The 20765-nt window shown below is 70.1% G+C and carries 14 protein-coding genes; 6 read left to right on the plus strand and 8 right to left on the minus strand.

The window, feature by feature from the left end; genetic code table 11:
• Positions 1-27: 27 nt before the first annotated feature.
• Positions 28-2103 carry a PhoX family protein gene (locus tag ACGFZS_RS09110; protein WP_393794563.1) on the minus strand — a complete coding sequence of 692 codons (2076 nt, stop codon included), beginning with the start codon at positions 2101-2103 and terminating at the stop codon, positions 28-30.
• Positions 2104-2357: 254 nt separating this feature from the next.
• Between ACGFZS_RS09110 and ACGFZS_RS09115 the strand changes: the two genes are divergently transcribed.
• From ACGFZS_RS09115 to ACGFZS_RS09130, 4 genes are all read left to right on the plus strand, one after another.
• Positions 2358-4130 carry a VWA domain-containing protein gene (locus tag ACGFZS_RS09115; protein ID WP_393794564.1) on the plus strand — a complete coding sequence of 591 codons (1773 nt, stop codon included), beginning with the start codon at positions 2358-2360 and terminating at the stop codon, positions 4128-4130.
• A gap of 135 nt (positions 4131-4265) precedes the next feature.
• Positions 4266-5987: a methionine--tRNA ligase gene (metG, locus tag ACGFZS_RS09120; RefSeq protein ID WP_393794565.1), complete on the plus strand. Its 1722-nt coding sequence runs from the start codon at positions 4266-4268 to the stop codon at positions 5985-5987.
• A 143-nt stretch (positions 5988-6130) separates the two neighbouring features.
• Entirely contained in the window at positions 6131-7621 is a 1491-nt protein-coding gene (locus tag ACGFZS_RS09125; protein ID WP_393794566.1) for a polysaccharide pyruvyl transferase family protein, read from the plus strand.
• 74 nt (positions 7622-7695) lie between these two features.
• Entirely contained in the window at positions 7696-8619 is a 924-nt protein-coding gene (locus tag ACGFZS_RS09130) for a hypothetical protein (protein WP_393794567.1), read from the plus strand.
• Between the two features lie 24 nt (positions 8620-8643).
• Here the strand turns inward: ACGFZS_RS09130 and ACGFZS_RS09135 are convergent, their stop codons facing one another.
• On the minus strand, positions 8644-9987 hold the full coding sequence (locus ACGFZS_RS09135; protein ID WP_393794568.1) for a polysaccharide lyase family 1 protein: 1344 nt from the start codon (positions 9985-9987) through the stop codon (positions 8644-8646).
• 216 nt (positions 9988-10203) lie between these two features.
• The gene (locus ACGFZS_RS09140; protein WP_393794569.1) at positions 10204-11328 is read right to left on the minus strand and encodes an RNA-guided endonuclease InsQ/TnpB family protein; all 1125 of its coding nucleotides are present in this window, start codon (positions 11326-11328) and stop codon (positions 10204-10206) included.
• Between the two features lie 220 nt (positions 11329-11548).
• Here ACGFZS_RS09140 and ACGFZS_RS09145 point away from each other — a divergent pair, with 220 nt between their 5' ends.
• Positions 11549-12025, plus strand: coding sequence for a hypothetical protein (locus ACGFZS_RS09145; RefSeq protein WP_393544542.1), 477 nt, complete (start codon positions 11549-11551; stop codon positions 12023-12025).
• 70 nt (positions 12026-12095) lie between these two features.
• Here ACGFZS_RS09145 and ACGFZS_RS09150 read toward each other — a convergent pair whose 3' ends face one another.
• The 3 genes from ACGFZS_RS09150 to aspS all read right to left on the minus strand — a co-directional run bounded on the left by ACGFZS_RS09150 (position 12096) and on the right by aspS (position 16090).
• Entirely contained in the window at positions 12096-13055 is a 960-nt protein-coding gene (locus ACGFZS_RS09150; protein WP_393794570.1) for a dioxygenase, read from the minus strand.
• Positions 13056-13244: 189 nt separating this feature from the next.
• Complete coding sequence (locus ACGFZS_RS09155; RefSeq protein WP_393794571.1) at positions 13245-14186, minus strand: intradiol ring-cleavage dioxygenase; 942 nt, start codon at positions 14184-14186, stop codon at positions 13245-13247.
• Between the two features lie 140 nt (positions 14187-14326).
• Positions 14327-16090, minus strand: coding sequence for an aspartate--tRNA ligase (gene aspS, locus ACGFZS_RS09160; protein WP_393794572.1), 1764 nt, complete (start codon positions 16088-16090; stop codon positions 14327-14329).
• Between the two features lie 157 nt (positions 16091-16247).
• Between aspS and ACGFZS_RS09165 the strand changes: the two genes are divergently transcribed.
• Positions 16248-18374, plus strand: a complete 2127-nt coding sequence (locus ACGFZS_RS09165; RefSeq protein WP_393794573.1) for a SpoIIE family protein phosphatase — start codon at positions 16248-16250, stop codon at positions 18372-18374.
• On the opposite strand, the gene ACGFZS_RS09170 is transcribed toward ACGFZS_RS09165, so the two are convergent.
• A complete protein-coding gene (locus ACGFZS_RS09170) occupies positions 18371-19402 on the minus strand; it encodes an AI-2E family transporter (RefSeq protein ID WP_393794574.1) in 1032 nt (343 codons plus the stop codon). The two genes, ACGFZS_RS09165 and ACGFZS_RS09170, sit on opposite strands and share 4 nt — an antisense overlap.
• A 301-nt stretch (positions 19403-19703) precedes the next feature.
• Positions 19704-20681, minus strand: coding sequence for a pirin family protein (locus ACGFZS_RS09175; protein WP_393794575.1), 978 nt, complete (start codon positions 20679-20681; stop codon positions 19704-19706).
• Positions 20682-20765 lie beyond the last annotated feature (84 nt).

Genomic DNA, 20765 nt, shown 5'->3' on the forward strand with positions numbered 1-20765 from the left:
CCCTCTGAGCCCTCTGAGCCCTCTGCGTCAGACCCCGATGTCGCAGCCGTCCTTGCGCCACACCGCGACGACGGCGGGACGCACGATCTTCCCCGGCCCGTCGGGCCAGCTGCTCGCGGGGCTCTCCACGCTCGCGCCGGTGATCTCGCCGGGGTGCTGCACGGCGACCAGCACCCGCCGGTCCTGCACCAGCGGACCGCAGGTCTCGGCGCCGGTCGGCACGGTCAGGAACTGCTTGAGCTCACCGCGCCGGGAACCGCGCGTGGCCACGCCGAACAACCCGTCGTGCGAACCGAGCTGGTTGCCGTCGGTGGAGATCCACAGGTTGCCGTGCGGGTCGAAGGCCACGTTGTCCGGGCAGGAGATCGGGCTGACCTCGTCCTTCGGGAAACCGGCGAAGTAGGTCGCCGGGTCGTCCGGGTCACCGGCGACGAGGAACAGCGTCCAGGCGAACGACGTGCTCTCGGCGCGGTTCCAGCGCTCGGTCAGCTCCAGGATGTGCCCGTGCTTGTTGGCGTTGCGCGGGTTGGCCTCGTCGGCGGCGGCGTTCGCACCGACGCCCCGGTTGGTGTTGTTGGTGAGCGCGACGTACACCTTGCCGGTGGCGGGGCTGGGCTCGATGTCCTCGGGCCGGTCCATCTTGGTCGCGCCGACCTTGTCACCGGCGAGCCGGGTGAAGACGTAGACCTCCTCGGCGGTCATCCCCTCGACATGCGAGACGGCGCCCTTCGCGGTGGCGGTGGCCAGCGGGATCCACTCCCCGCTGCCGTCGAACTCGCCGTCGGCCGGCAGCTTGCCCGTGCCGTCGATCTCCGTCGTCGGGGAGTCCCCGGTGAGCCGGGCGACGTACAGCGTCCCCTCGTCGAGCAGCGTGGCGTTGTGCTCCCGCGCGGCCCGCCCGCCACCCCGCTTCATGCGCTTGCTGCCGACGAACTTGTAGAAGTAGTCGAACCGCTCGTCGTCACCGGTGTACACGACCGGCCGCCCGTCCTCCGTCAGCCGGACGGTGGCCCCTTCGTGCTTGAACCGCCCGAGCGCGGTCCGCTTGCGCGGGGTCGAGTCGGGGTCGTACGGGTCCAGCTCCACCACGTACCCGAACCGGTGCGACTCGTTGGGCTCCTGGGCGACGTCGAACCGCGGGTCGAACCGCTCCCACTTCCGCTCCGTGGCCCCGGTCCCCAGCCCGTACCGCTTGTCGGTGGTCCGGGTCCCGTTCGCGAAGTACTGGTTGAAGTTCTCCTCGCCGTGCAGCGTGGTGCCCCACGGGGTGGTGCCGCCGGAGCAGTTGTTGAGCGTGCCGAGGACCTTGCGCCCGGTCGGGTCGGCGGAGGTCCGGAGCAGCGCGGACCCGGCGGCGGGCCCGGTCAGCCGGAATTCGGTGGTGGCGGTGACCCGGCGGTTGAGCGGATGCCGGGGTACGGCGGTCAGCGCCCCCGTCCGCCGGTCCTCCTCGACCACGACGACACCGAGCCCGTGCGCGGCCCAGGCCACCTCGACCTGCTGCCGGGTGGGGTTGGCCGCGTCGTACCCACGGAACATCAGCACTTCATCGGTGTACTCGTGGTTGGCGACGAGGATCTGCCGCCGGTGCTCGCCGGGCAGCGGCAGCAGCGCGAGGAAGTCGTTGTTGTAGCCGAACTGCCCGGCCTGCGCGGCGGCGGTCTGGTTCTCCGGGTCGAAGGCCGGCGCACCCCGCAGGATGGGCTCGCCCCACCGGACCACGACGTTCTGGCCGTAGCCGTCGGGCACGGTCACGGCGTCGGCGGTGTTCGGGGCGACGGAGGCGAACCGGAGCCCACGGGCACCGCCGCCAGGTTTCGCCACGCCCGCTCCCGCCGCCGCTCCCGCCGCCGGTGCGGCCGCCGCGGGCCGCGCCGCACCGACGCTCACCCCACCCGCGACCACGGCCACCACGGCCGCCGCCCGCACCACGCTACGACGGCTCACGGCATCGGCGATGACATCACCGACGTAGGCGTTGGAGCTGGTGTTGGGTACCTCGTGGAAGCAGGCGTCACCGCATCGGAACCGACAGGTGAGGGAGGACCGCCCACCCGGATGCGACTGGGCGGGTGTCCCGACGATCGGCAGCAGTTTGCGCACTTTACTCTCCCCTTGCGATCTCTTGGTGTGAGCGTGACGTTAGGGGTGTGGTTGTGCACAGGAGGGGCCGCCGAATGAACGAACGATGAACTGAAGTGGACCGAGGGGGAGTTGACAGCCGACCGGAACTCGACCGCCGTACGCCCGACAGGAGTCATCGACCCTCCCCAAGATCGCAACCTGGGGCCGCTAACCTTACGTGTCCGTCCTGGCCAGCGGTTGACGGGTATCAACTCACGCGAAGGGTTGCGCACATGGGCATTCTCACTCTCCTGCGGAACGCATTCGGCCGGTCGCGAAAGCCGCGCCCCGCCGAGGCAGAGGGTGCAGACCAGCTCCCCTCGCAGCCGCAGCAGGAAGCACCGGCTCCGACCCCGGAGACCCCCACAGTGGTCCCGGAACCCCGCCCGGCGACAAACGAAGAGAACGACGTGAACGAGCACGACCTCGTCTCCGCCGCCTTCGACAACGTCACCGTGCCCAAGCAGGCAACCCGCACCATCGAACCCGACCTCGAGGCCAGGCCCGAGCCGGCAGCCGAGGCCGTCGAGGCCGAGGCCGAGCCGGTGACTGAAGTCGAGGCCCAAGCTGAGGTCGTCGAGGCTGAGGTCGAGGCCGAGGCCGAGCCGGTGGCCGAGGTCGAGGTGACGGCTGAAGCCGATGAGGCCAGGGCTGAGACCGAGGTCGCGGCCGAGGCGGAAGCTGAGGTCGTGGCCGAGACGGTTGTCGAGCCGAAGGCCGAGACGACGGCCGAGGCTGCGCTCGCGGCTGAGGCTGAAGTCGTGGCCGAGGCCGAGCCGGAAGCCGAAGCGGTCGCCGAGCCGGAGGCCGAGACAACGGCTGAAGCCGAGGCTGAGGCTGAGGTCGTAGCCGAGGCCGAGCCGGAAGCCGAGGTCGTCGCCGAGGCTGTGGCCGTGGCGGTTGTCGAGCCGGCGGCCGAGCCGGAGGGCGAGGCGGAGCCGGAGGCCGTGGTCGAGGCGGCTGCGGAGCCCGAGGCCGAGGCGGTCGCCGAGCCCGAGCCCGAGCCCGCTGCGGAGGCTGCTGCGGAGCCGACCGCCAAAACCGAAACCGAGCCGGAGCCGGAGCCGGAGGCCGACCCCGAGCCGGTCGCGGTGGCGGAGTCCACCACCGCTGTCGAGCCGGAGGCCGACCCCGCAACGGAAGCCGCACCGGAACCGACGGCCGAAGCCCAGCCGGTGACCGAAACCGCTCCCGAGCCGGTCGAGGCGGCGGCCGAGACCGACGCCTCGGAGCTGGAGCCTGTTGCCGCGGCCGCCGACGGCGAGGACGCCCCACAGGGGCCACCCGCACCCGACAACGAAACCGTCACGGGTGGTGCGGGTGGGAACGACACGGCCGAAGGCGAAGCCGAGGCCGCGGTCGGCGACGACGCCGCCGCCACCGCCCTCGCCAAGGCCGGCCTCGCCTCCGCCCGCGCCGCCACCTACCTCGTCCTCGACCGCTCCGCGAGCATGCGCCCGTACTACAAGGACGGCTCCGCGCAGGCCCTCGCCGACCAGACCCTCGCCCTCGCCACCCACCTCACCCCGGCCGGCGAGACCCCCACCGTGCACGTCGTCTTCTTCTCCACCGAGGTCGACGGCACCACCGACCTCACCCCCGCCTCCCCCGAGAACGCGGTCGACGAGGCGCACGCCGGCCTCGGCCGCATGGGCCGTACCAGCTACCACGCCGCCGTAGAGGCCGTACTCGCCCACTACGACAAGCACCACGACAAGCACCACGACCAGGACGCGACCCCGGCCACCCCCGCCCTGGTCGTCTTCCAGACCGACGGCGCCCCGGACGCGAAGACCCCCGCCACCCAGTCCCTCACGGACGCCGCGAAGTCCCACCCCGCCCTCTTCTTCTCCTTCGTCGCGTTCGGCGAGCACGAGAACAAGGCCTTCGACTACCTCCGCAAGCTGAAGACCGACAACACGGCCTTCTTCCACGCGGGCCCGACCCCCCTGGAGCTCACGGACGCGGAGCTCTACGACGGCCTCCTGATCGACTGGCGCCCGTAACCCTCTCCCCACCCCTCCCCACCCCGTGCCGCCCGCTTCTCACCCAATAAAACGGGAAGCGGGCGGCATACACATGTCGGCTACGATTTCAAGGTTCGCAATAGCAGCAACAGACCGACCTGGGAGCAGCCCCCGATGGCTCGACACCTCATCACCAGCGCCCTTCCGTACATCAACGGGATCAAGCACCTGGGCAACATGGTGGGGTCCATGCTCCCGGCGGACGTGTACTCCCGCTACCTCCGCCAGCGCGGCCACGAGGTCCTCTACATCTGCGCGACGGACGAGCACGGCACCCCCGCCGAGCTCGCGGCGAAGGAGCAGGGCATCCCCGTAGCGGACTTCTGCGCGCAGGCGCACGACGCGCAGAAGGCGGTCTACGACGGCTTCGCACTCGCGTTCGACTACTTCGGCCGGAGCTCCTCCCCCGAGAACCGCGAGATCACCCAGCACTTCGCCCGCCGCCTGAACGAGAACGGCTTCATCGAGGAGCGCGCGATCCGCCAGGTGTACAGCCCGGTGGACGGCCGTTTCCTCCCGGACCGCTACGTGGAGGGCACCTGCCCGCACTGCGGCTACGACAAGGCCCGCGGCGACCAGTGCGAGAACTGCACCCGCGTCCTGGACCCGACCGACCTGATCAACCCGCGTTCCGCGATCTCCGGCTCCACCGACCTGGAGATCCGCGAGACCAAGCACCTCTTCCTCCTCCAGTCCAAGCTGGAGAACGAGGTCCGCGAGTGGGTCGCGAAGCACGACAAGGACTGGCCGCAGCTGGCCTCCTCCATCGCCCACAAGTGGCTGACGGAGGGCCTGCACGACCGCGCCATCACCCGTGACCTCGACTGGGGCGTCCCGGTCCCGGCCGACACCTGGCCTGAGCTGGCGGCGGAGGGCAAGGTCTTCTACGTCTGGTTCGACGCACCGATCGAGTACATCGGCGCGACGAAGGAGTGGGCGGACGCAGCACCCGCCGGGGAGACCCGCGACTGGAAGTCCTGGTGGTACGACGTCGACACCGACGTCCGCTACACGGAGTTCATGGCGAAGGACAACGTCCCCTTCCACACGGTGATGTTCCCGGCCACCGAACTCGGCGTCCGCGAGCCGTGGAAGAAGGTCGACTTCGTCAAGGCCTTCAACTGGCTGACGTACTACGGCGGCAAGTTCTCCACCTCGCAGAAGCGCGGCGTCTTCACCGACCAGGCCCTCGACATCCTCCCCGCCGACTACTGGCGCTACTTCCTCATCGCCAACGCCCCCGAGTCGGACGACTCGTCCTTCACCTGGGAGCACTTCACGGCGACGGTGAACAAGGACCTGGCCGACACCCTCGGCAACTTCGTCAACCGCGTCCTCTCCTTCTCCCGCAAGCGCTTCGGCGACGACGTCCCGGCCGGCGGCGAGCCCGGCGAGGCGGAGACGAAGCTGGGCGAGCAGATCGCGGGCCTCCTCGCCGAGTACGAGGCGCAGATGGAGGCGCTCCAGTTCCGCAAGGCCGCCGCCGCCCTGCGCGCCCTGTGGTCGGCCGGCAACTCCTACCTGGAGGAGAAGGCCCCCTGGCTGGAGATCAAGACCGACAAGGACGGCGCGGCCCTCACCCTCCGCACGGCGATGAACCTGATTCACCTCTACTCGGTGGTCTCGGAGCCCTTCATCCCGGCGACGGCGAAGACCATGCGCGAGGCGTTCGCCCTGGCCGACGACACCGCGCCCTGGGTCACCGCCGACGAGGCCCGCGCGCTCACCTCCGTCCCGGCCGGCACCCCCTTCACGGTCCCCCCGGTCCTCTTCGCCAAGCTGACGGACGAGGACCTGGAGACGTACAAGGAGCGCTTCGGCGGCACGGACGCCTGAGCCCACACCCCCACCTCACCCCCACCCCACGCCGAGCCAGAGGCCCGGCGTGGGGTGGGGTGGGGTAAGTCTCAGGCAAGAGACCAAATCATTCTCTTACCTCTCCTTCACCTCGCATTTACCCGCGGGTTAGTGTGCCGTTCGTGAAACGCATCCTGATCCGTTCCGGAAAGAGCCCGTTCCGTGTCGCCACTCCGGCGGAGTTCATTCACCAGGACCTGATCGGGACGAACACGGGCAATCTCATCTTCAGCGACTCGGCGCACAAGATGCTGACCACCCCGGACACCGAGGTGACGTCCAACGGCATCCGCACCGACCCCTCGGCCACCCGTGCCGCGGAGATCAACGAGCGGTACGACGTCTTCGTCATCCCGCTCGCCAACGCCTTCCGCCCCACCTTCCAGGCCTCCCTGGACCGGCTCTCGACGCTCATCGAGCAGCTCACCATCCCGGTCGTGGTCTTCGGCGTGGGCGCCCAGGCCCCCGCGGACTACGACACCGCGTGGCTGAACCCCATGGCCGACTCGGTCCGCCGCTTCGCCCGCGCGGTCCTGGACCGCTCCGCCTCCATCGGCGTCCGCGGCGAACTGACCTCGGACTACCTCAAGAGCCTCGGCTTCAAGGACATCGACATCATCGGCTGCCCGTCGATGTTCCTGTACGGCGACTCCTTCCCGGAGATCCGGGCCACGGAGCTGACCGTCGGCTCCCGCATCGCCCTCAACCTCTCCCCGGACGCGATACCCGTCGGCGAGCTGTCGGGCATCGCCCGGCACGCGTGGGAGCGCTACCCCCACCTCACCTACTACGCGCAGAACACCGTCGACGCGGAACTGCTGATGTGGGGCGACACCACCCCCGAGTCCGGCCACCAGGACCCCTTCCCGCTCCAGCTCAGCCACGCCCTGCTCCAGGAGAACAAGGTCCGCATGCCGCTGGACCCGGCCACCTGGATCGACGAGCTGCGCGGCTACGACTTCGCCTACGGCACCCGGATCCACGGCAACGTCGCCGCCCTGCTGGCCGGCACCCCGAGCGTGGTCCTCACCCACGACTCGCGCACCCTCGAACTGTGCCGCTACTTCGACATCCCGCACCGCTCGCTCACCGAGCTGAGTGCCGACACCGACCCGCGGGACCTGTACGAGGACGCCGACTTCTCCGCGATGCTCAAGGGCCACGGTGAGCGCTTCGAGCGGATCACCGCCTTCCTCGACCGCAACGACCTCCAGAACACCTACACCCACGGCGACGGCGGCGCCGCCTTCGACGCCCGGCTGGCCGCCCTCGACCTGCCCGCGTCGATGCCGGTCTGGGACGGCGGGGACGACGGCCAGATGCGCTACCGGCTCAGCCGGCTGCGCGAGCGCATCACCGCGGCCGACGCCAGAGCCACCCGGCACGCCAGGGAGAACAGGGAACTGCGCGGCCGGCTGACCACCGCCGAGAAGAACGCGGCCGAGACCACCCGGCAGCTCAACGCCCTCCGCAAGGAGCTGACCGCCGCCACCAAGCAGCTGTCCGCCGTGGAACGCCAGCTCACCGGCATCGACAAGCGCGTCCTGGTCCGCATCGGCCCGGCCCTGCGCCGCCGCCTGCGCCGCTCGAAGGCCAGGTCCCGCACACACTGACCGAACGCGCGGGCCCTCTCCGGCGTCGAAGGAACGGACTCCGTCCTCGTCCACCTTCGTCCCGGGGGACCGCCATGACCACCCGAAAATCCCACACCACCCACACCACCCGAGCCACCCGCACCGCCCGAGCCAAACGCCTCACCGGTCTGCTCCTCACGCCCGTCCTGGGCGCCTGCCTCCTCGCCGGCTGCGACAGCGGTTCGCCGACCGACGACGGCCCCGCCCACTCGTCGCCCGCACAGGAACAGCGGGCCCGCCGGGTGGCCGACGCCTGGCGGGGATCCGCGGCGGCCACGGCTTGGAGCCGGGGATACCACCCGATGGCCGACGCGGTACGGATTCCGGAGTCCGGCTGGCACACCAAGGCGGACGAACAGGCGTACAGGACCAGGAACTTCCTCCTGCGGGCCGACCTGCCCACCGCCGCCCCGGACCAGGGGAAGGTGGAGTGGGCGACGGGCGGCACACTGGCCCGCCCCCTGTGGGGAGCGCGGAAGGCGTACCGCTCGTTCGCCCTCAACGACATGGAGGGCCCCCGGCTGACCGTGACCGGAGCCAAGCTCGGCAGCACGACGATCGCCACCAGCCGGGGACCGGCCACCGTACCCGCGTGGCTGTTCACGCTGAAGGGCTACGACACCCCGCTCAAGCGAGTCGCCGTAGCCCCGTCACCGCTGCCCCGCGCTCCCGTCGCGGAGGCTCCGCAGGGATCCGCCGACGGCCTCAACGCCGTCCCCGGCCTCACCGCCGTGGCGAAGGACGGCCGTTCCGTCACCGTGTGGGCCACCCACGGCGCCTGCGACGACGGCCCGGTCGTCCGGGCACTGGAGACGGCCGGGAGCGTCGTGCTGTACGCCTCCGTCGCGGGGGCCCGCAGCGGCTCCTGCACCGCCGATATGCTCGCCCAGAACGTCACGGTGAAGCTGCGCGAACCCCTCGGCCGGCGCATCCTCCTCGACGCCCTCACCGGCCGCCCGGTGCCGTACGGGACCTAGGGGCTCGTCCGCCTCAGGAAAGTCTCAGGAAAGCACCCCCGCCCCCGCCGACTTCGCCAGCTCCGCCGGCAGGTTCTTCGCGCTGCTCTCCAGGCCGGCCGTCAGGGCCGGGGTCCAGTTCACCGTCGTCTTGATCTTCTTGGAGTTCGCGGCGTTGTAGGCGGCGACCAGGTCGGTCGTGGTGCCGTTGACGAGGTTGCCGCTGCCCGCGATCGAGCCGGTGCCGTCGCCGCTGAGCAGCTTGGAGACCTTGATGGAGCTGGGCACGGTCCAGTAGTTGTTCTGGGCCACGACCTGCGCCTTGGCACGGGAGTTGATGCTGTACTGCAGCGCGTAGCCGTTGAGCGTCGTGACGTCGTAGACGTTGTTGTAGAGGTGCACCTGGCCGACGCGGGTCAGCGGGGCGCGCTGGACGATGCCCTTCCAGACGTTGTGGTGCAGGGTGACGCGCAGCTTGCCGCCGGGCTCGCTGTCGCTGCTGCCGATCAGCATCGTCTTGTCGTGGCTGGTGAACTGGTTCTGCTCGACGGTCACCAGGTCCGAGCTCTTGGTGATGTCGAGTTCGCCGTCGTGGACCTGGTACTCACGGCCGTAGTACTTCGGGTTGGTGCTGTCGAAGTGCCCGGCGTCGGTGAACGTGTTGTGGTCGGCCCAGACATGCGTGGCCCCGCGCAGCGTCACCGAGTCGTACTCGGAGTTCCAGTTGCCGCTGTCGCCGTCGGTCGGGTCCCACTGCGGGAAGCAGTCCTCGGTGTCGGAGAACGTCAGGTTGCGCACGATGACGTTGTCGACCTTCTGGATCTGCAGCATGCCACCGGTGATCCCGGCCTTGGTACCGGGGACACCGACGATCGTGGTGTTGGCCGGCACCTTGAAGACGATGTTCTTCGCCTGCTTGTCCTGGGCGGCGGCACGCGCCTTCTCCTGCGTCCCGGAGGGCAGCTTGGAACGGCCGTACGTCGACGGGTCGAAGGCCTTCAGATACGACGTCAGCGAGTAGCCCGTACCCGCCGCGTAGTCCGCGCAGGTCAGCTTCTTGCCGCTGTCGTCGGTGTTGGCGTCGATGGTGCCCTTCACCTTGATGATGCGCGCGGTGGTGTCGCTCACCGACCCCAGCGCCTTCACCAGCTGGGCCCGGGTGGACACCGTGAAGGTGTGCGCGGCATCGGCCTTCGCACCCCCGGTCGTCCCCGTACCCGACGAAGCCCAGCCGTCCTTCGCGGCCGGCGTCTGGTGATACAGATCCGTACCGGACGCGTTCGCGCTCAGCACGAGCGCCCCGGCCCCGACCCCCGCCGCCACCACGGCGGCGGAGACGACGAGAGTACGACGCTTGCGAAGAGACCGACGATGAGAGGCAGAGGCCACGGGGAGTCCTTACGTGCTGTCCGAAGTACTTGACGCGAGCCCGCTCCAGCGGGCTTCACTCCTCTGTGGTCACGCAGATCCAAAAGGTTGCCGTCACCTTCTCGGCCGTGGACGGTCGAGTTCGAGTTCTCGGCCGTCCACACCTCGTCGCGCTCCCGACTGCCCCCTACGACAGGGCGGTCACGGGTCGCATCCACCCAGCCCCCAGCGCGGATGTCAGGGAGAGAGTGCGGGTGCGGTGACGAACACCCACGCCGAGCGTGCGCGATCGCGCACGTTGACCCCGGCGACGACATCGGCGGGGCCAGCGAGCCCGCACCGACGACAGCAAAAACGGTCCCGGCCGGGCCGGTTGGCCCGCTCCGTGTGCCCGCAACGCGGACAGCGCTGCGAGGTGTAGGCCGCATCCACCTCAAGGAACGGCACCCCGGCCCTCTTCGCCTTGTAGGCGAGGAACTGCCCGAGCTGGTGAAAGGGCCATGAGGAGAAAGTGCCCCGCTGGTCGCGTCGTGGCCGTACCCGCTCGCGGATGCCGCCGAGTTCCTCGACGGCAATCCCGCGACCGGTGCGTTGCGCGACAAGCACGATCTCCTTGCTGATCCGGTGGTTCAACTGCGTGGCATGACGCTTCTCCTTCCCTGCGTGGCGGGCGAGGCGACGCGTGGTCGAACGGGTGCCCTTCCGCTGTAGTTCGGCGCGCTTTCGGGCCTGCCAACGCCGGCAACGGCCCAGCCGACGCCCCTGGAAATTGGAGCCGTCGCTGGTGGTGGCCAGGTTCACGATCCCCCGGTCCACCCCGATCCAGTCGACCGGCGCATACGCGTCCGGCTCCGGGACGTCACAGGTCGCGACCAGGAACCACTTCCCGCCCCGCCGCACCAGATCGCTCTCACCCTTGCGGTACTGCACAAGCGTCTTGAGCTGCTCCGGCGAGCAGGCGAAACGGAGCCCCTTCAGCCGCCCCTCCACCGTCCAGATCGACACCGTGCGCGCGTCGTACCGCCACGACAGACAACGATCGTCGAACGGCTGCGCAGCATCCGGACGGAAAACGACCGCGGAACCGCCACCACCGCGAACCCTCCGAGACCGGCCCCGCACGGCCGCGTAGGCGTCGACCACCTTCTTCACCACCCGCACCGCAGGCTGCGCCGACAACCCGAACCCGGCCTTCAGCTCCCAATACACCTCCCTCTGCAAGCCATTGCGGTCCCTCAGATTCCTGGCGACGGCGATCCGCGAGGCGTAGGTGGCAGCCCGGTTGCAGGCGCGCAGCGTCGCCTCCAGCGCCGACGCCTGCACGGACGTCGGCAACAGCTTCACCTGCACCACCAGCTTCATGGCACCGGACCGTAGTACGAGAACCGCACACACAACCGCAAAGCACCTGGAAGCCACCCGACCGAGCGGCGAGTCGGCCAGTTGTTCGCATTCCTCAACTGCGCGTGACAGATGCCCCGCTGAGCAAAGGGCGTGGCAGCTTCGGCATAATCAGGTGAACATTTCGGCAGGGCACCACCCGCGTCCCTGCATGCCCACGACACATCCGTATGGTTTCGCCATGGCACCCCCTGAGCTCATCCCGATCGCCTACGAGCCCCACGGCCGTACCGAGGCCATCGGTCACTACACCGGCGGCCAGTTCCTGGCGTCGGTCACCTACGCGTTCCCCGAGGGGTTCCGGCTCGACGAGGGCTGGGAGGAGCAGAAACGGCTCTACGCGGTGCTCCATCTCTTCGACGCCGAGGGCCACTACCGCGACTCGCAGATCTGGTGCGCGGGCAGCTGGGCCGAGCAGCAACTCGACCCGGACGGTGCCGACTCGGTGCTGTCCCGGGCGCGGGCGCGCCTCGCGACGATGCTGCGCAGCCTGCCCCGGCGGACGTACACGGACATAGCGATCCGCCCGTTCCAGCTCACCGTGGACGGCGTCTTCTTCGGCCTGGTCGCGAAGGAGGACGACGACGGCCCGTGGGCCGAGCTCTACCCGGACCACCTGGGCTTCAGCGAGCCCTGGGACGGCCGGTACGACACCTGACCGGCGCGTCCACGCCCCACTGCTCGGGGGCGGCCGGTACGACATCTGTCGTACCGGCCATCCCCTGGGATCAGCTCGCCGAGGCGGACGGTGAGGCCGAGGTGGACGGGGCCGGGCCGCCGCCGTCCTCGCCGTCGTTGGTGGCGTCGGAGTCGACGGTCATGGTGATCGAGCCCAGGACGCCCTTGGCGATGTCGTCCTTGCGGTAGCGGAGCTTCAGCAGGCCGCCCTGGGTGCCGGACTGGTCGTAGATGGTGTCCTCGGTGAGCGTGGTGCGCTCGGTGGTGTTGGTGACGTAGGGGTCGAGGGTGGTCGTGGCGATGACCGAGTCCTCGTCGAAGAAGAACTGGCCGGTGTGGCAGGTGTGCCCGCCCTCGTACCCGGCGTCGGTCCACTCGCCGTCGACGTGCACCTTGACGTGGACGTGCACGCAGCGGCCCCGGTACCAGCCCGGGAAGACCGTCTTGAAGGTGACATGGCCGTGCCGGTCGGTGCGCCAGGTGCCGCGCAGGTAGCGCTTGTCGTCGGTGGGGTCCTGGTGGCCGCCGCCACCGCCGGGCGGGGGTCCGGTCGGGGTGTCCGTGGGCGTACCGGTCGGGGAGTCGGTCGGCGCGGGGCCGCCACCGCCGCCGCCACCGCTGGACGCCTCGTAGCCCGAGTAGTAGCCGATGGCGTCGCAGTGCCAGATGTCCACCGCCGCGTTGCGCACCGGGCGGCAGGTCTCGGTGTCGATCACCCGCAGGGCGAGGGTCAGCGGGATGCCCGTCCGGTCCTCGGTGATGTCCTGGCGGATCTTGTCCGCGTCGATGTAGTAGGGGCCCTCGGTGGTCTCCGAGGTCAGCTGGTAGCAGTCCGCCGGCGGTTCCGGCCGGCGCCCGTGCCCCGGGCCTTTTCTCTCGCCGGCGACGGCGTTCACGGCGAACGCCCCGCCCAGACCCACCGCCGCGGCCGTGCTCGCGCCCACGACGACGACCTTGCGCCGGGTCGGGTCGTCCGGATTCCTCTGACTGAGCTTTCCGTTGTCTGTCATGCGGCTGGAAGTTAGGCAGGAAAGCTGGGAGCGAGCTGAGAAAGAGGCGCTCTTTTTCCAGCGCGGGGAATTAAGGCCGGAAACCACCGCCCGGCCCGTCGGACAAGTCTCGGAAAAGCAGCGGAAAAGGCGCCGTAACCGAGTACGACGCCTTTTCCGGGAGCACGGTGTGTCAGCTGGACGTGTGTGTCAGCTGGACGTGGCCGAGGCCGAGGCGCCCGGCTGGACCGCGTCGTCCGTGCCGTCGTGCGTCGCGTCGGGCTCGACGCCGACCGTGATGGACCCGCGGACGCCCTTCGCGATGTCCTTCTTGTGGTACTCCAGCTTGAGGAGACCGCCCTGGGTGCCGGACTGGTCGTAGATGGTGTCCTCGGTGAGCGTGGTGCGGGTGGTGGTGCTGGTGGAGTACGGCTCGACGGCGGCCGAGGCGATGACCGACTTCTCGTCGAAGAAGAACTGGCCGGTGTGGCAGGTGTGCCCGCCCTCGTAACCGGCGTCGGTCCACTCGCCGTCGACGTGCACCTTGACGTGGATGTGCACGCAGCGGCCCTGGTACCAGCCCGGGAAGATGGTCTTGAAGGTCACCCGGCCGTGCTTGTCGGTCTTCCAGGTGCCGCGCAGGTAGCGGGTGTCGCTGGTGGGGTCCTCGTGCTGGCCGCCACCGCCGGTGCCGCCGGAGGGCGCGCCGGACGGGGGCTCACCCGTGGGGGTGCCGGAGGGGGCGTCCGAGGGGGCGGAGCCGCTGCCCGTGGAGAGGCTCTCGTAGCCCGAGTAGATGCCGAGGGCGTCGCAGTGCCAGATGTCCACCGCCGCGTTGCGCACCGGGCGGCAGGTCTCGGAGTCGATCACCCGCAGGCTCAGGGTGAGCGGGATGCCCTCCTTGTCCTCGGTGATGTCCTGGCGGAGCTTGTCCGCGTCGATGTAGTAGGGGCCCTCGGTGGTCTCCGAGGTCAGCTTGTAGCAGGTCTCCGCCGCGCTGCTCGACGCGGTGGCGGTCGTCGTCCCGTCCGCGAAGGCGTTGGCGGCGAGGGTGCCGCCGACGCCCGCGACGGCCACGGCCGCGCCGCCCGCCACGACGACCTTGCGCCGCGTGAGATCCCGTTTGTGTGCCGGCTTCTGTGTTCCCGTCATGATCGGGACGCTAGGTAAGAACACTGTCCGGGCCATGGGAATGACCTGTGGCGGACCAAGAAATCTGAAGACACGGGCGGGCATAAAAAGAAGAGGGCCGGAAATCTACGGCGATTTCCGGCCCTCGTCCATGTCTCGGTTTACTTCGGCTGCGGCTTCCGGATGGAAAGGTGCAGCTCGCGCAGCCGGGTCTCCTCCAGCTCGGTCGGCGCGCCCATCATCAGGTCCTGGGCGTTGCCGTTGAGCGGGAAGGCGATGGTCTCGCGGATGTTCGGCTCGTCGGCGAGGAGCATCACGATGCGGTCCACGCCGGGGGCGATACCGCCGTGCGGCGGGGCGCCGAAGCGGAACGCGCGGAGCATGCCGGCGAACTTGTCCTCGACGGTCTCCCGGTCGTAGCCGGCGATCTCGAAGGCCTTGAGCATGATCTCGGGCTCGTGGTTCCGGATGGCGCCGGAGGACAGCTCGACGCCGTTGCAGACGATGTCGTACTGCCAGCCGAGGATGTCCAGCGGGTCCTGGGTCTCCAGGGCCTCCAGACCGCCCTGCGGCATGGAGAACGGGTTGTGCGAGAAGTCGATCGCGCCGGTGTCCTCGTCCTTCTCGTACATCGGGAAGTCGACGATCCAGCAGAACCGGAAGACGTTCTCCTCGAAGTGCCCGGCACGCTTGGCGGCCTCGACCCGCACCGCGCCCATGATCTTCGAGACCTCGTCGAACTCGCCGGCGCCGAAGAACACGGCGTGGCCGGCGGCCAGCTGGAGCCGCTTGGTGAGCTCGGCGACGTTGTCCTCGGTGAGGAACTTGGCGATCGGGCCGGACAGCGAGCCGTCCTCGGCGACGCGGACCCAGGCCAGGCCCTTGGCGCCCTGCGAGACCGCGAAGTCGCCGAGCTGGTCGAAGAACTTGCGGGGCTGCGCGGAGACGTCCGGCACCGGGAGCGCGCGCACGTGCTTGCCGGCGAAGGCCTTGAACTCCGAGCCCTCGAAGATGTCGGTGATGTCGACGAGCTCCAGCTGGGCGCGGAGGTCCGGCTTGTCGGAGCCGTACTTCAGCATCGCCTCGCGGAACGGGATCCGCGGGAACGGCGAGGTGACGTGGCGGCCGCCGCCGAACTCCTCGAACAGCTCGGTCATCAGCTGCTCGATGGGGCGGAAGACGTCCTCCTGCTCGACGAAGCTCATCTCGACGTCGAGCTGGTAGAACTCGCCGGGCGAGCGGTCGGCGCGGGCGTCCTCGTCGCGGAAGCAGGGCGCGATCTGGAAGTAGCGGTCGAAGCCGGAGATCATCAGCAGCTGCTTGAACTGCTGCGGGGCCTGCGGCAGGGCGTAGAACTTGCCCGGGTTCAGCCGGGAGGGCACCACGAAGTCACGGGCGCCCTCGGGGGAGGTCGCCGACAGGATCGGGGTCGCCATCTCGTTGAAGCCCAGCGCCGTCATCTTGTGGCGGATGGCCGAGATCACGGCCGTACGCAGCAGGATGTTGCGGTGCATGCGCTCGCGGCGCAGGTCCAGGAAGCGGTACTCCAGGCGCCGCTCCTCGTTGACCCCGTCCTCGGTGTTGATCGTGAACGGCAGCGGGGCGGCCGCGCCGAGCAGCTCGACCTCGCTCACCTCGACCTCGACCTCGCCGGTGGGCAGGTCGGCGTTGATGTTCTCGGTGCCGCGGGAGACGACCTTGCCGTCGATCCGTACGGTCGACTCCTTGCTGACCTTGTCCAGGGCCTCGTAGGCAGGCGTACCCGGACGCGCCACCAACTGGGTGATGCCGTAGTGATCGCGCAGATCGATGAAGAGGATGCCGCCCAGGTCGCGCCGATTGTGCAGCCAGCCACTCAGCCGGACGTCGGTGCCGACGTCAGAGGAGCGGAGCTCGCCGCAGGTGTGGGACCTGTACCGATGCATCGTGGTTCATCCAGCCTTCGCGGATCGGGGTGTGTTACCAGCCTGAAGTTTCACGTGAAACACCACCCAGCGTACCGGGCCCCCCAAGGCCGACTCTCCCCATTACCAGGTCGGTGATCGGTAGCATTTTCCGATCCGCTCTTCTTAAAGTGGGGCAATGCGAACTGGCGAGCCCCTGCCCGCCGTGGAGGACGTCCTCGCCGCCCTCGCGACCGGGCTGTGGCACTGGGACACCGCCACCGGGCTGGTCACCGCGGACGCGGAGGCGGCCCGGCTCATCGGGCTGCCGGCCGAGCCGTCCATCCTCTCGGAGGCCCTGGTCAGGTCCCGTTTCCACCCGGTCGACTGGAACGAGAACACCAGCATCACCCGGCTGGCCGCCATCGAGGGCACGCTCGGCGAGGTACGGCTGCGGGTCATGGACGAGCGGGGCCGGCTGATCCGTACCGTGCGCAGCCGTTTCCGACCGGTGTACGACTCCGAGGAGCGCGTGTACCGGGTGACGGGCACCATCCAGGAGGTCTCGGAGCCGTCCCCCGGCACCGCCGCCCGGCATCCGGTCACCGGTGACTGGCGGCGCTCCCGGGAGGCGTTCCTGCTGGACGCGGGCCGGGCGCTGGCGGAGGCACGGTCCACGGAGGAGGTGCTGCGGGTCGCGGCCGGTCTGTCGATGCCCGGGTTCTCCCCGGACGGGCTGGTCCTCTACGGCGCCAAGGGCGACCGGCTGCAGATACTCGGCCACCACGGGCAGCAGATCGACGAGGACAGCCCCTTCACCAGCATGCCGCTGGAGACGGACTACCCGGCGGCGGAGGTGGTGCGGACCGGTCAGGCCGTCTATCTCTCCTCCCCCGAGCAGTACCAGTCCCGCTATCCGGTGACCTGGCCGCTGGCCGAGCGGTTCGGCCGCCGGTCCTGGGCCTTTCTGCCGCTGACCGTGGCCGGGCGGACCATGGGCGCCTGGATGGCGGGCTTCACCTACCCGGTGTCGTTCACCCCCGACGAGCGGTCCGTGCTCACCACGGTGGCCCGGATGCTGGCGCAGGCCCTGTCCCGGGCCGGGATCGCCGACTCGGAGCGGGAGCTGACCGACGGCCTGCAGCGCTCCATGCTGCCCACGCTGGGCCCGGAGATCCCCGGCATGGACGCGGCCGCCCGCTACATACCGACCGGCGGCGGCCTCCAGGTGGGCGGCGACTGGTACGACATGATCCCGCTGCCCTCCGGCCGCTACGCCCTCGTCATCGGCGACGTCCAGGGGCATGACGTCCGCGCGGCGGGCCTGATGGGCCAGCTCCGGATCGCGCTGCGCGCCTACGCCTCCGAGGGCCACCGCCCGGACGCGGTCCTCTCCCGGGCCTCCCGCTTCCTGCACGGCATCACCTATGACATCGCCTACGACGAAGAGGGCGCCGACCTGCGCTTCGCGACCTGCCTGTACGTCGAGGTGGATCCGGTGACCGGGGTCCTGGAGATCGCCCGCGCGGGACATCTGGACCCGGCGATCCGGATGGCCGACGGCACGGTGCTGCGGCGGCCGACGGCGGGCGGGCTGCCGCTCGGCATCGACCCCGACGCCGACTACCCGACGACGCGGTTCGCCCTGGAACCCGGCGAGACGATGATGCTCTGCACCGACGGTCTGATCGAGACCGGCGGCCATGACATCGAGAGCGGCTGGCAGCGGGTCCGGGCGATCATGGAGGAGCACGACGGCGATCTGGAGAAGCTGGCCGACGCGCTGGTCCAGGCCGTGCACGGGCCCTTCTCCCACCACACCACCGGGCCGCTGGCCGACCGCCGCGAGGACGACATAGCGGTCCTGCTGCTCTCCCGGCCGGGCACCGGCCGGGGCGGCGAGCCGCTCGCCGTACGGCCCCGGGTGCGCCGCACCCTGCTCTCGGTGGCCCAGGACGAGCCCGAGCGGGTCGCCGAGGCCCGTCAGCACCTGCGCGAGCTGCTGCACGACTGGGGCTCGCCCGACCAGGTCGACTCGGCGGTGCTGCTGGTCTCCGAGATGCTCACGAACGTCCTGGTCCACACCGACACGGACGCCCTGCTGCTCGCCGAGGTCTCCGGCCGGGCGGCCCGGCGCCGGCTCCGCGTCGAGGTCACCGACGCCGGCGACGACCTGCCGCACAAGCGCCGCCCCGGCGAGCTGGCCTCCTCCGGCCGCGGCCTGGTCCTCATCGAGCTCCTGGCGGACGCCTGGGGCGTCGACCCGCGCGGCCAGGGCAAGAGCATCTGGTTCGAGCTGTACGAGGCCGAGGCCGACGCGCCTTAACCGGTCGCGTACCGGGTCCGCAGCTCGTGTACGACCCCGAAGGCGGCCGCGGTGAGCGGTACGGCCAGGAGCATGCCCAGGATCCCCGCGACCGAGGCGCCGGCCGTGATGGTCAGCATCACCACCGCCGGGTGCATCTGCACGGTCCGGCTCTGGATCATGGGCTGCAGCACGTGTCCCTCCAGTACCTGCACGGCGAGCACCACGCCGAGCGCCCACAGGGCGATGACGAAGCCGCGGTCGGCGAGGGCGACCAGCACGGCGACGGCTCCGGAGATGAAGGCGCCGAGGTAGGGGATGTAGGCGCCGACGAAGACGAGCGCGGCGAGCCCGACCGCCCCCGGTACCCGGAGGATCAGCAGGCCGACGGCGATGCAGGTGGCGTCGATGAGGGCGATGAGGGTGGTGCCGCGCATGAACCCCTCGATGCCCTCGAAGGCACGGCGGGCCATGGCCTCGACCATGTCGGCGCTGGCGCCGGGGGCCAGCGCCCTGATGGTGCCGACGACCCGGTCGGAGTCCCGCAGGAAGAAGAAGACGAGCAGCAGCGCGAGCACCGCGATGGCGAGGAACTCACCGGCCACGCTCACCCCGCTGATGACGTTGGAGGCCGCGGTCCCGCCGAACTTGGCGAGCAGCTCCCTCGCGCTCCCGGCCAGGTCGCCGACCGAGGTGCCGGCCGCCCCGAAGTGGGCGGCGAGCGACTTCGCGGCGTGCTTGAGGGAGGCGACGATCTCGTCGCCGGTGTCGATGAGCGCGGCGACGACGATGTAGACGGCACCGCCGACGACGGCCACCACCGCGACGCACGTGAGCGCGGCGGCGAGCGACCGCTGCACACCGACCCGCACGAGGCGCCGGTACAGGGGCCCGAGCAGGGCGGTCCCGAGCAGCGCCAGCAGCACCGACGTGACAGCCGTCCGGAACTCCACGCACAACCGGATCCCGACGTACCCCACCGCGGCCGCCAGCAGAATCACCGCACACCAGGCAGCGAACCGACGCACAGGCTCGGGCAACAGAGACACACGTCCAGCGGACCACACCCCCCCTCCCCCCGCCCTGCCCTACACCCCCTACCGAGTGAACCAACCCCCCACCCCCACCCCCTCCACCCACCACCCGACTCGGTCGACCAAGAAGCGAGACCGACGGCCGACGGCGACTCGGGCGACCGAGGAACGCGAGCACCGGCCAGCGCCTCGGGCGATCGAGAAGTGCGGCCGGCAGGCGGAGGGTGCTCAGGGGCGCCGGGAGGTTGTGGGGGAATGGGGCGAGGCCTGGCGTAGTGGTTACGGCAGGCCTCGGCTCGTGTGGGGTTCGTCGGGGTTATGCCTGCGGGCCGCTCTCCGTCATGCCGTGCACGGCGGGGATCGTGCCCAGGCGGCCCTTCTGGAAGTCCTCGAAGGCCTGCTGGAGCTCGTCCTTGGTGTTCATCACGAACGGGCCGTAGTGCGCCATCGGCTCACGGATCGGCTGTCCGCCCAGCAGCACGACCTCCATGTCCGGCGTGTTCGCGTCCTGCTTCTCGTCCGCGCGGACCGTCAGCGAGGAGCCCGCGCCGAAGACCGCCGTCTGGCCCAGGTGGACCGGCCGGCGCTCGGTGCCCACCGAGCCCTTGCCGGCCAGCACGTAGGCGAGGCCGTTGAAGTCCTCGCGCCAGGGCAGGGTGACCTCGGCGCCGGGGGCGAGGGTCGCGTGGATCATCGTGATCGGGGTGTGGGTGATGCCGGGACCGGCGTGGCCGTCCAGCTCGCCCGCGATGACGCGGAGCAGCGCGCCGCCGTCCGGGGACGTCAGCAGCTGCACCTGGCCGCCGCGGATGTCCTGGTACCTCGGCGCCATCATCTTGTCCTTGGCCGGGAGGTTCACCCACAGCTGGAGGCCGTGGAAGAGACCGCCGGACATGACCAGGGACTCCGGCGGGGCCTCGATGTGGAGGAGACCGGAACCGGCCGTCATCCACTGGGTGTCGCCGTTGGTGATGGTGCCGCCGCCGCCCTGGCTGTCCTGGTGGTCGAAGATGCCGTCGATGATGTAGGTGACGGTCTCGAAGCCACGGTGCGGGTGCCAGGGGGTGCCCTTGGGCTCGCCCGGCGCGTACTCCACCTCACCCATCTGGTCCATCATGATGAACGGGTCGAGATGGCGGTAGTTGATCCCCGCGAAGGCCCGGCGCACCGGGAAGCCCTCGCCCTCGAAACCGCTCGGCGCGGTCGTGACGGCGAGCACGGGACGGGCCACGGCGTCGGCCGGTGCGGCCACTCGGGGCAGGGTCAGCGGGTTCTCGACGGTCACTGCAGGCATGTTGGCTCCTCCTTGTGCGCCCACTTTAGTTGAGCGTTGAACTTTCTGCCACCCCTAACGGAGAAAGCCCGGAGGACATTCCCT

This window comes from Streptomyces sp. NPDC048288 (assembly GCF_043201555.1).
GTDB lineage: Bacteria > Actinomycetota > Actinomycetes > Streptomycetales > Streptomycetaceae > Streptomyces.

What these genes read in the sequence shown, in the direction of transcription:
- ACGFZS_RS09115 (WP_393794564.1), top strand. Translation starts at nt 2,358, where the DNA reads ATGGGCATTCTCACTCTCCTGCGGAACGCATTCGGCCGGTCGCGAAAG.
- aspS (WP_393794572.1), bottom strand. Translation starts at nt 16,090, where the DNA reads ATGCATCGGTACAGGTCCCACACCTGCGGCGAGCTCCGCTCCTCTGAC.
- ACGFZS_RS09165 (WP_393794573.1), top strand. Translation starts at nt 16,248, where the DNA reads ATGCGAACTGGCGAGCCCCTGCCCGCCGTGGAGGACGTCCTCGCCGCC.
- ACGFZS_RS09145 (WP_393544542.1), top strand. Translation starts at nt 11,549, where the DNA reads ATGGCACCCCCTGAGCTCATCCCGATCGCCTACGAGCCCCACGGCCGT.
- metG (WP_393794565.1), top strand. Translation starts at nt 4,266, where the DNA reads ATGGCTCGACACCTCATCACCAGCGCCCTTCCGTACATCAACGGGATC.
- ACGFZS_RS09150 (WP_393794570.1), bottom strand. Translation starts at nt 13,055, where the DNA reads ATGACAGACAACGGAAAGCTCAGTCAGAGGAATCCGGACGACCCGACC.
- ACGFZS_RS09155 (WP_393794571.1), bottom strand. Translation starts at nt 14,186, where the DNA reads ATGACGGGAACACAGAAGCCGGCACACAAACGGGATCTCACGCGGCGC.
- ACGFZS_RS09140 (WP_393794569.1), bottom strand. Translation starts at nt 11,328, where the DNA reads ATGAAGCTGGTGGTGCAGGTGAAGCTGTTGCCGACGTCCGTGCAGGCG.
- ACGFZS_RS09130 (WP_393794567.1), top strand. Translation starts at nt 7,696, where the DNA reads ATGACCACCCGAAAATCCCACACCACCCACACCACCCGAGCCACCCGC.
- ACGFZS_RS09175 (WP_393794575.1), bottom strand. Translation starts at nt 20,681, where the DNA reads ATGCCTGCAGTGACCGTCGAGAACCCGCTGACCCTGCCCCGAGTGGCC.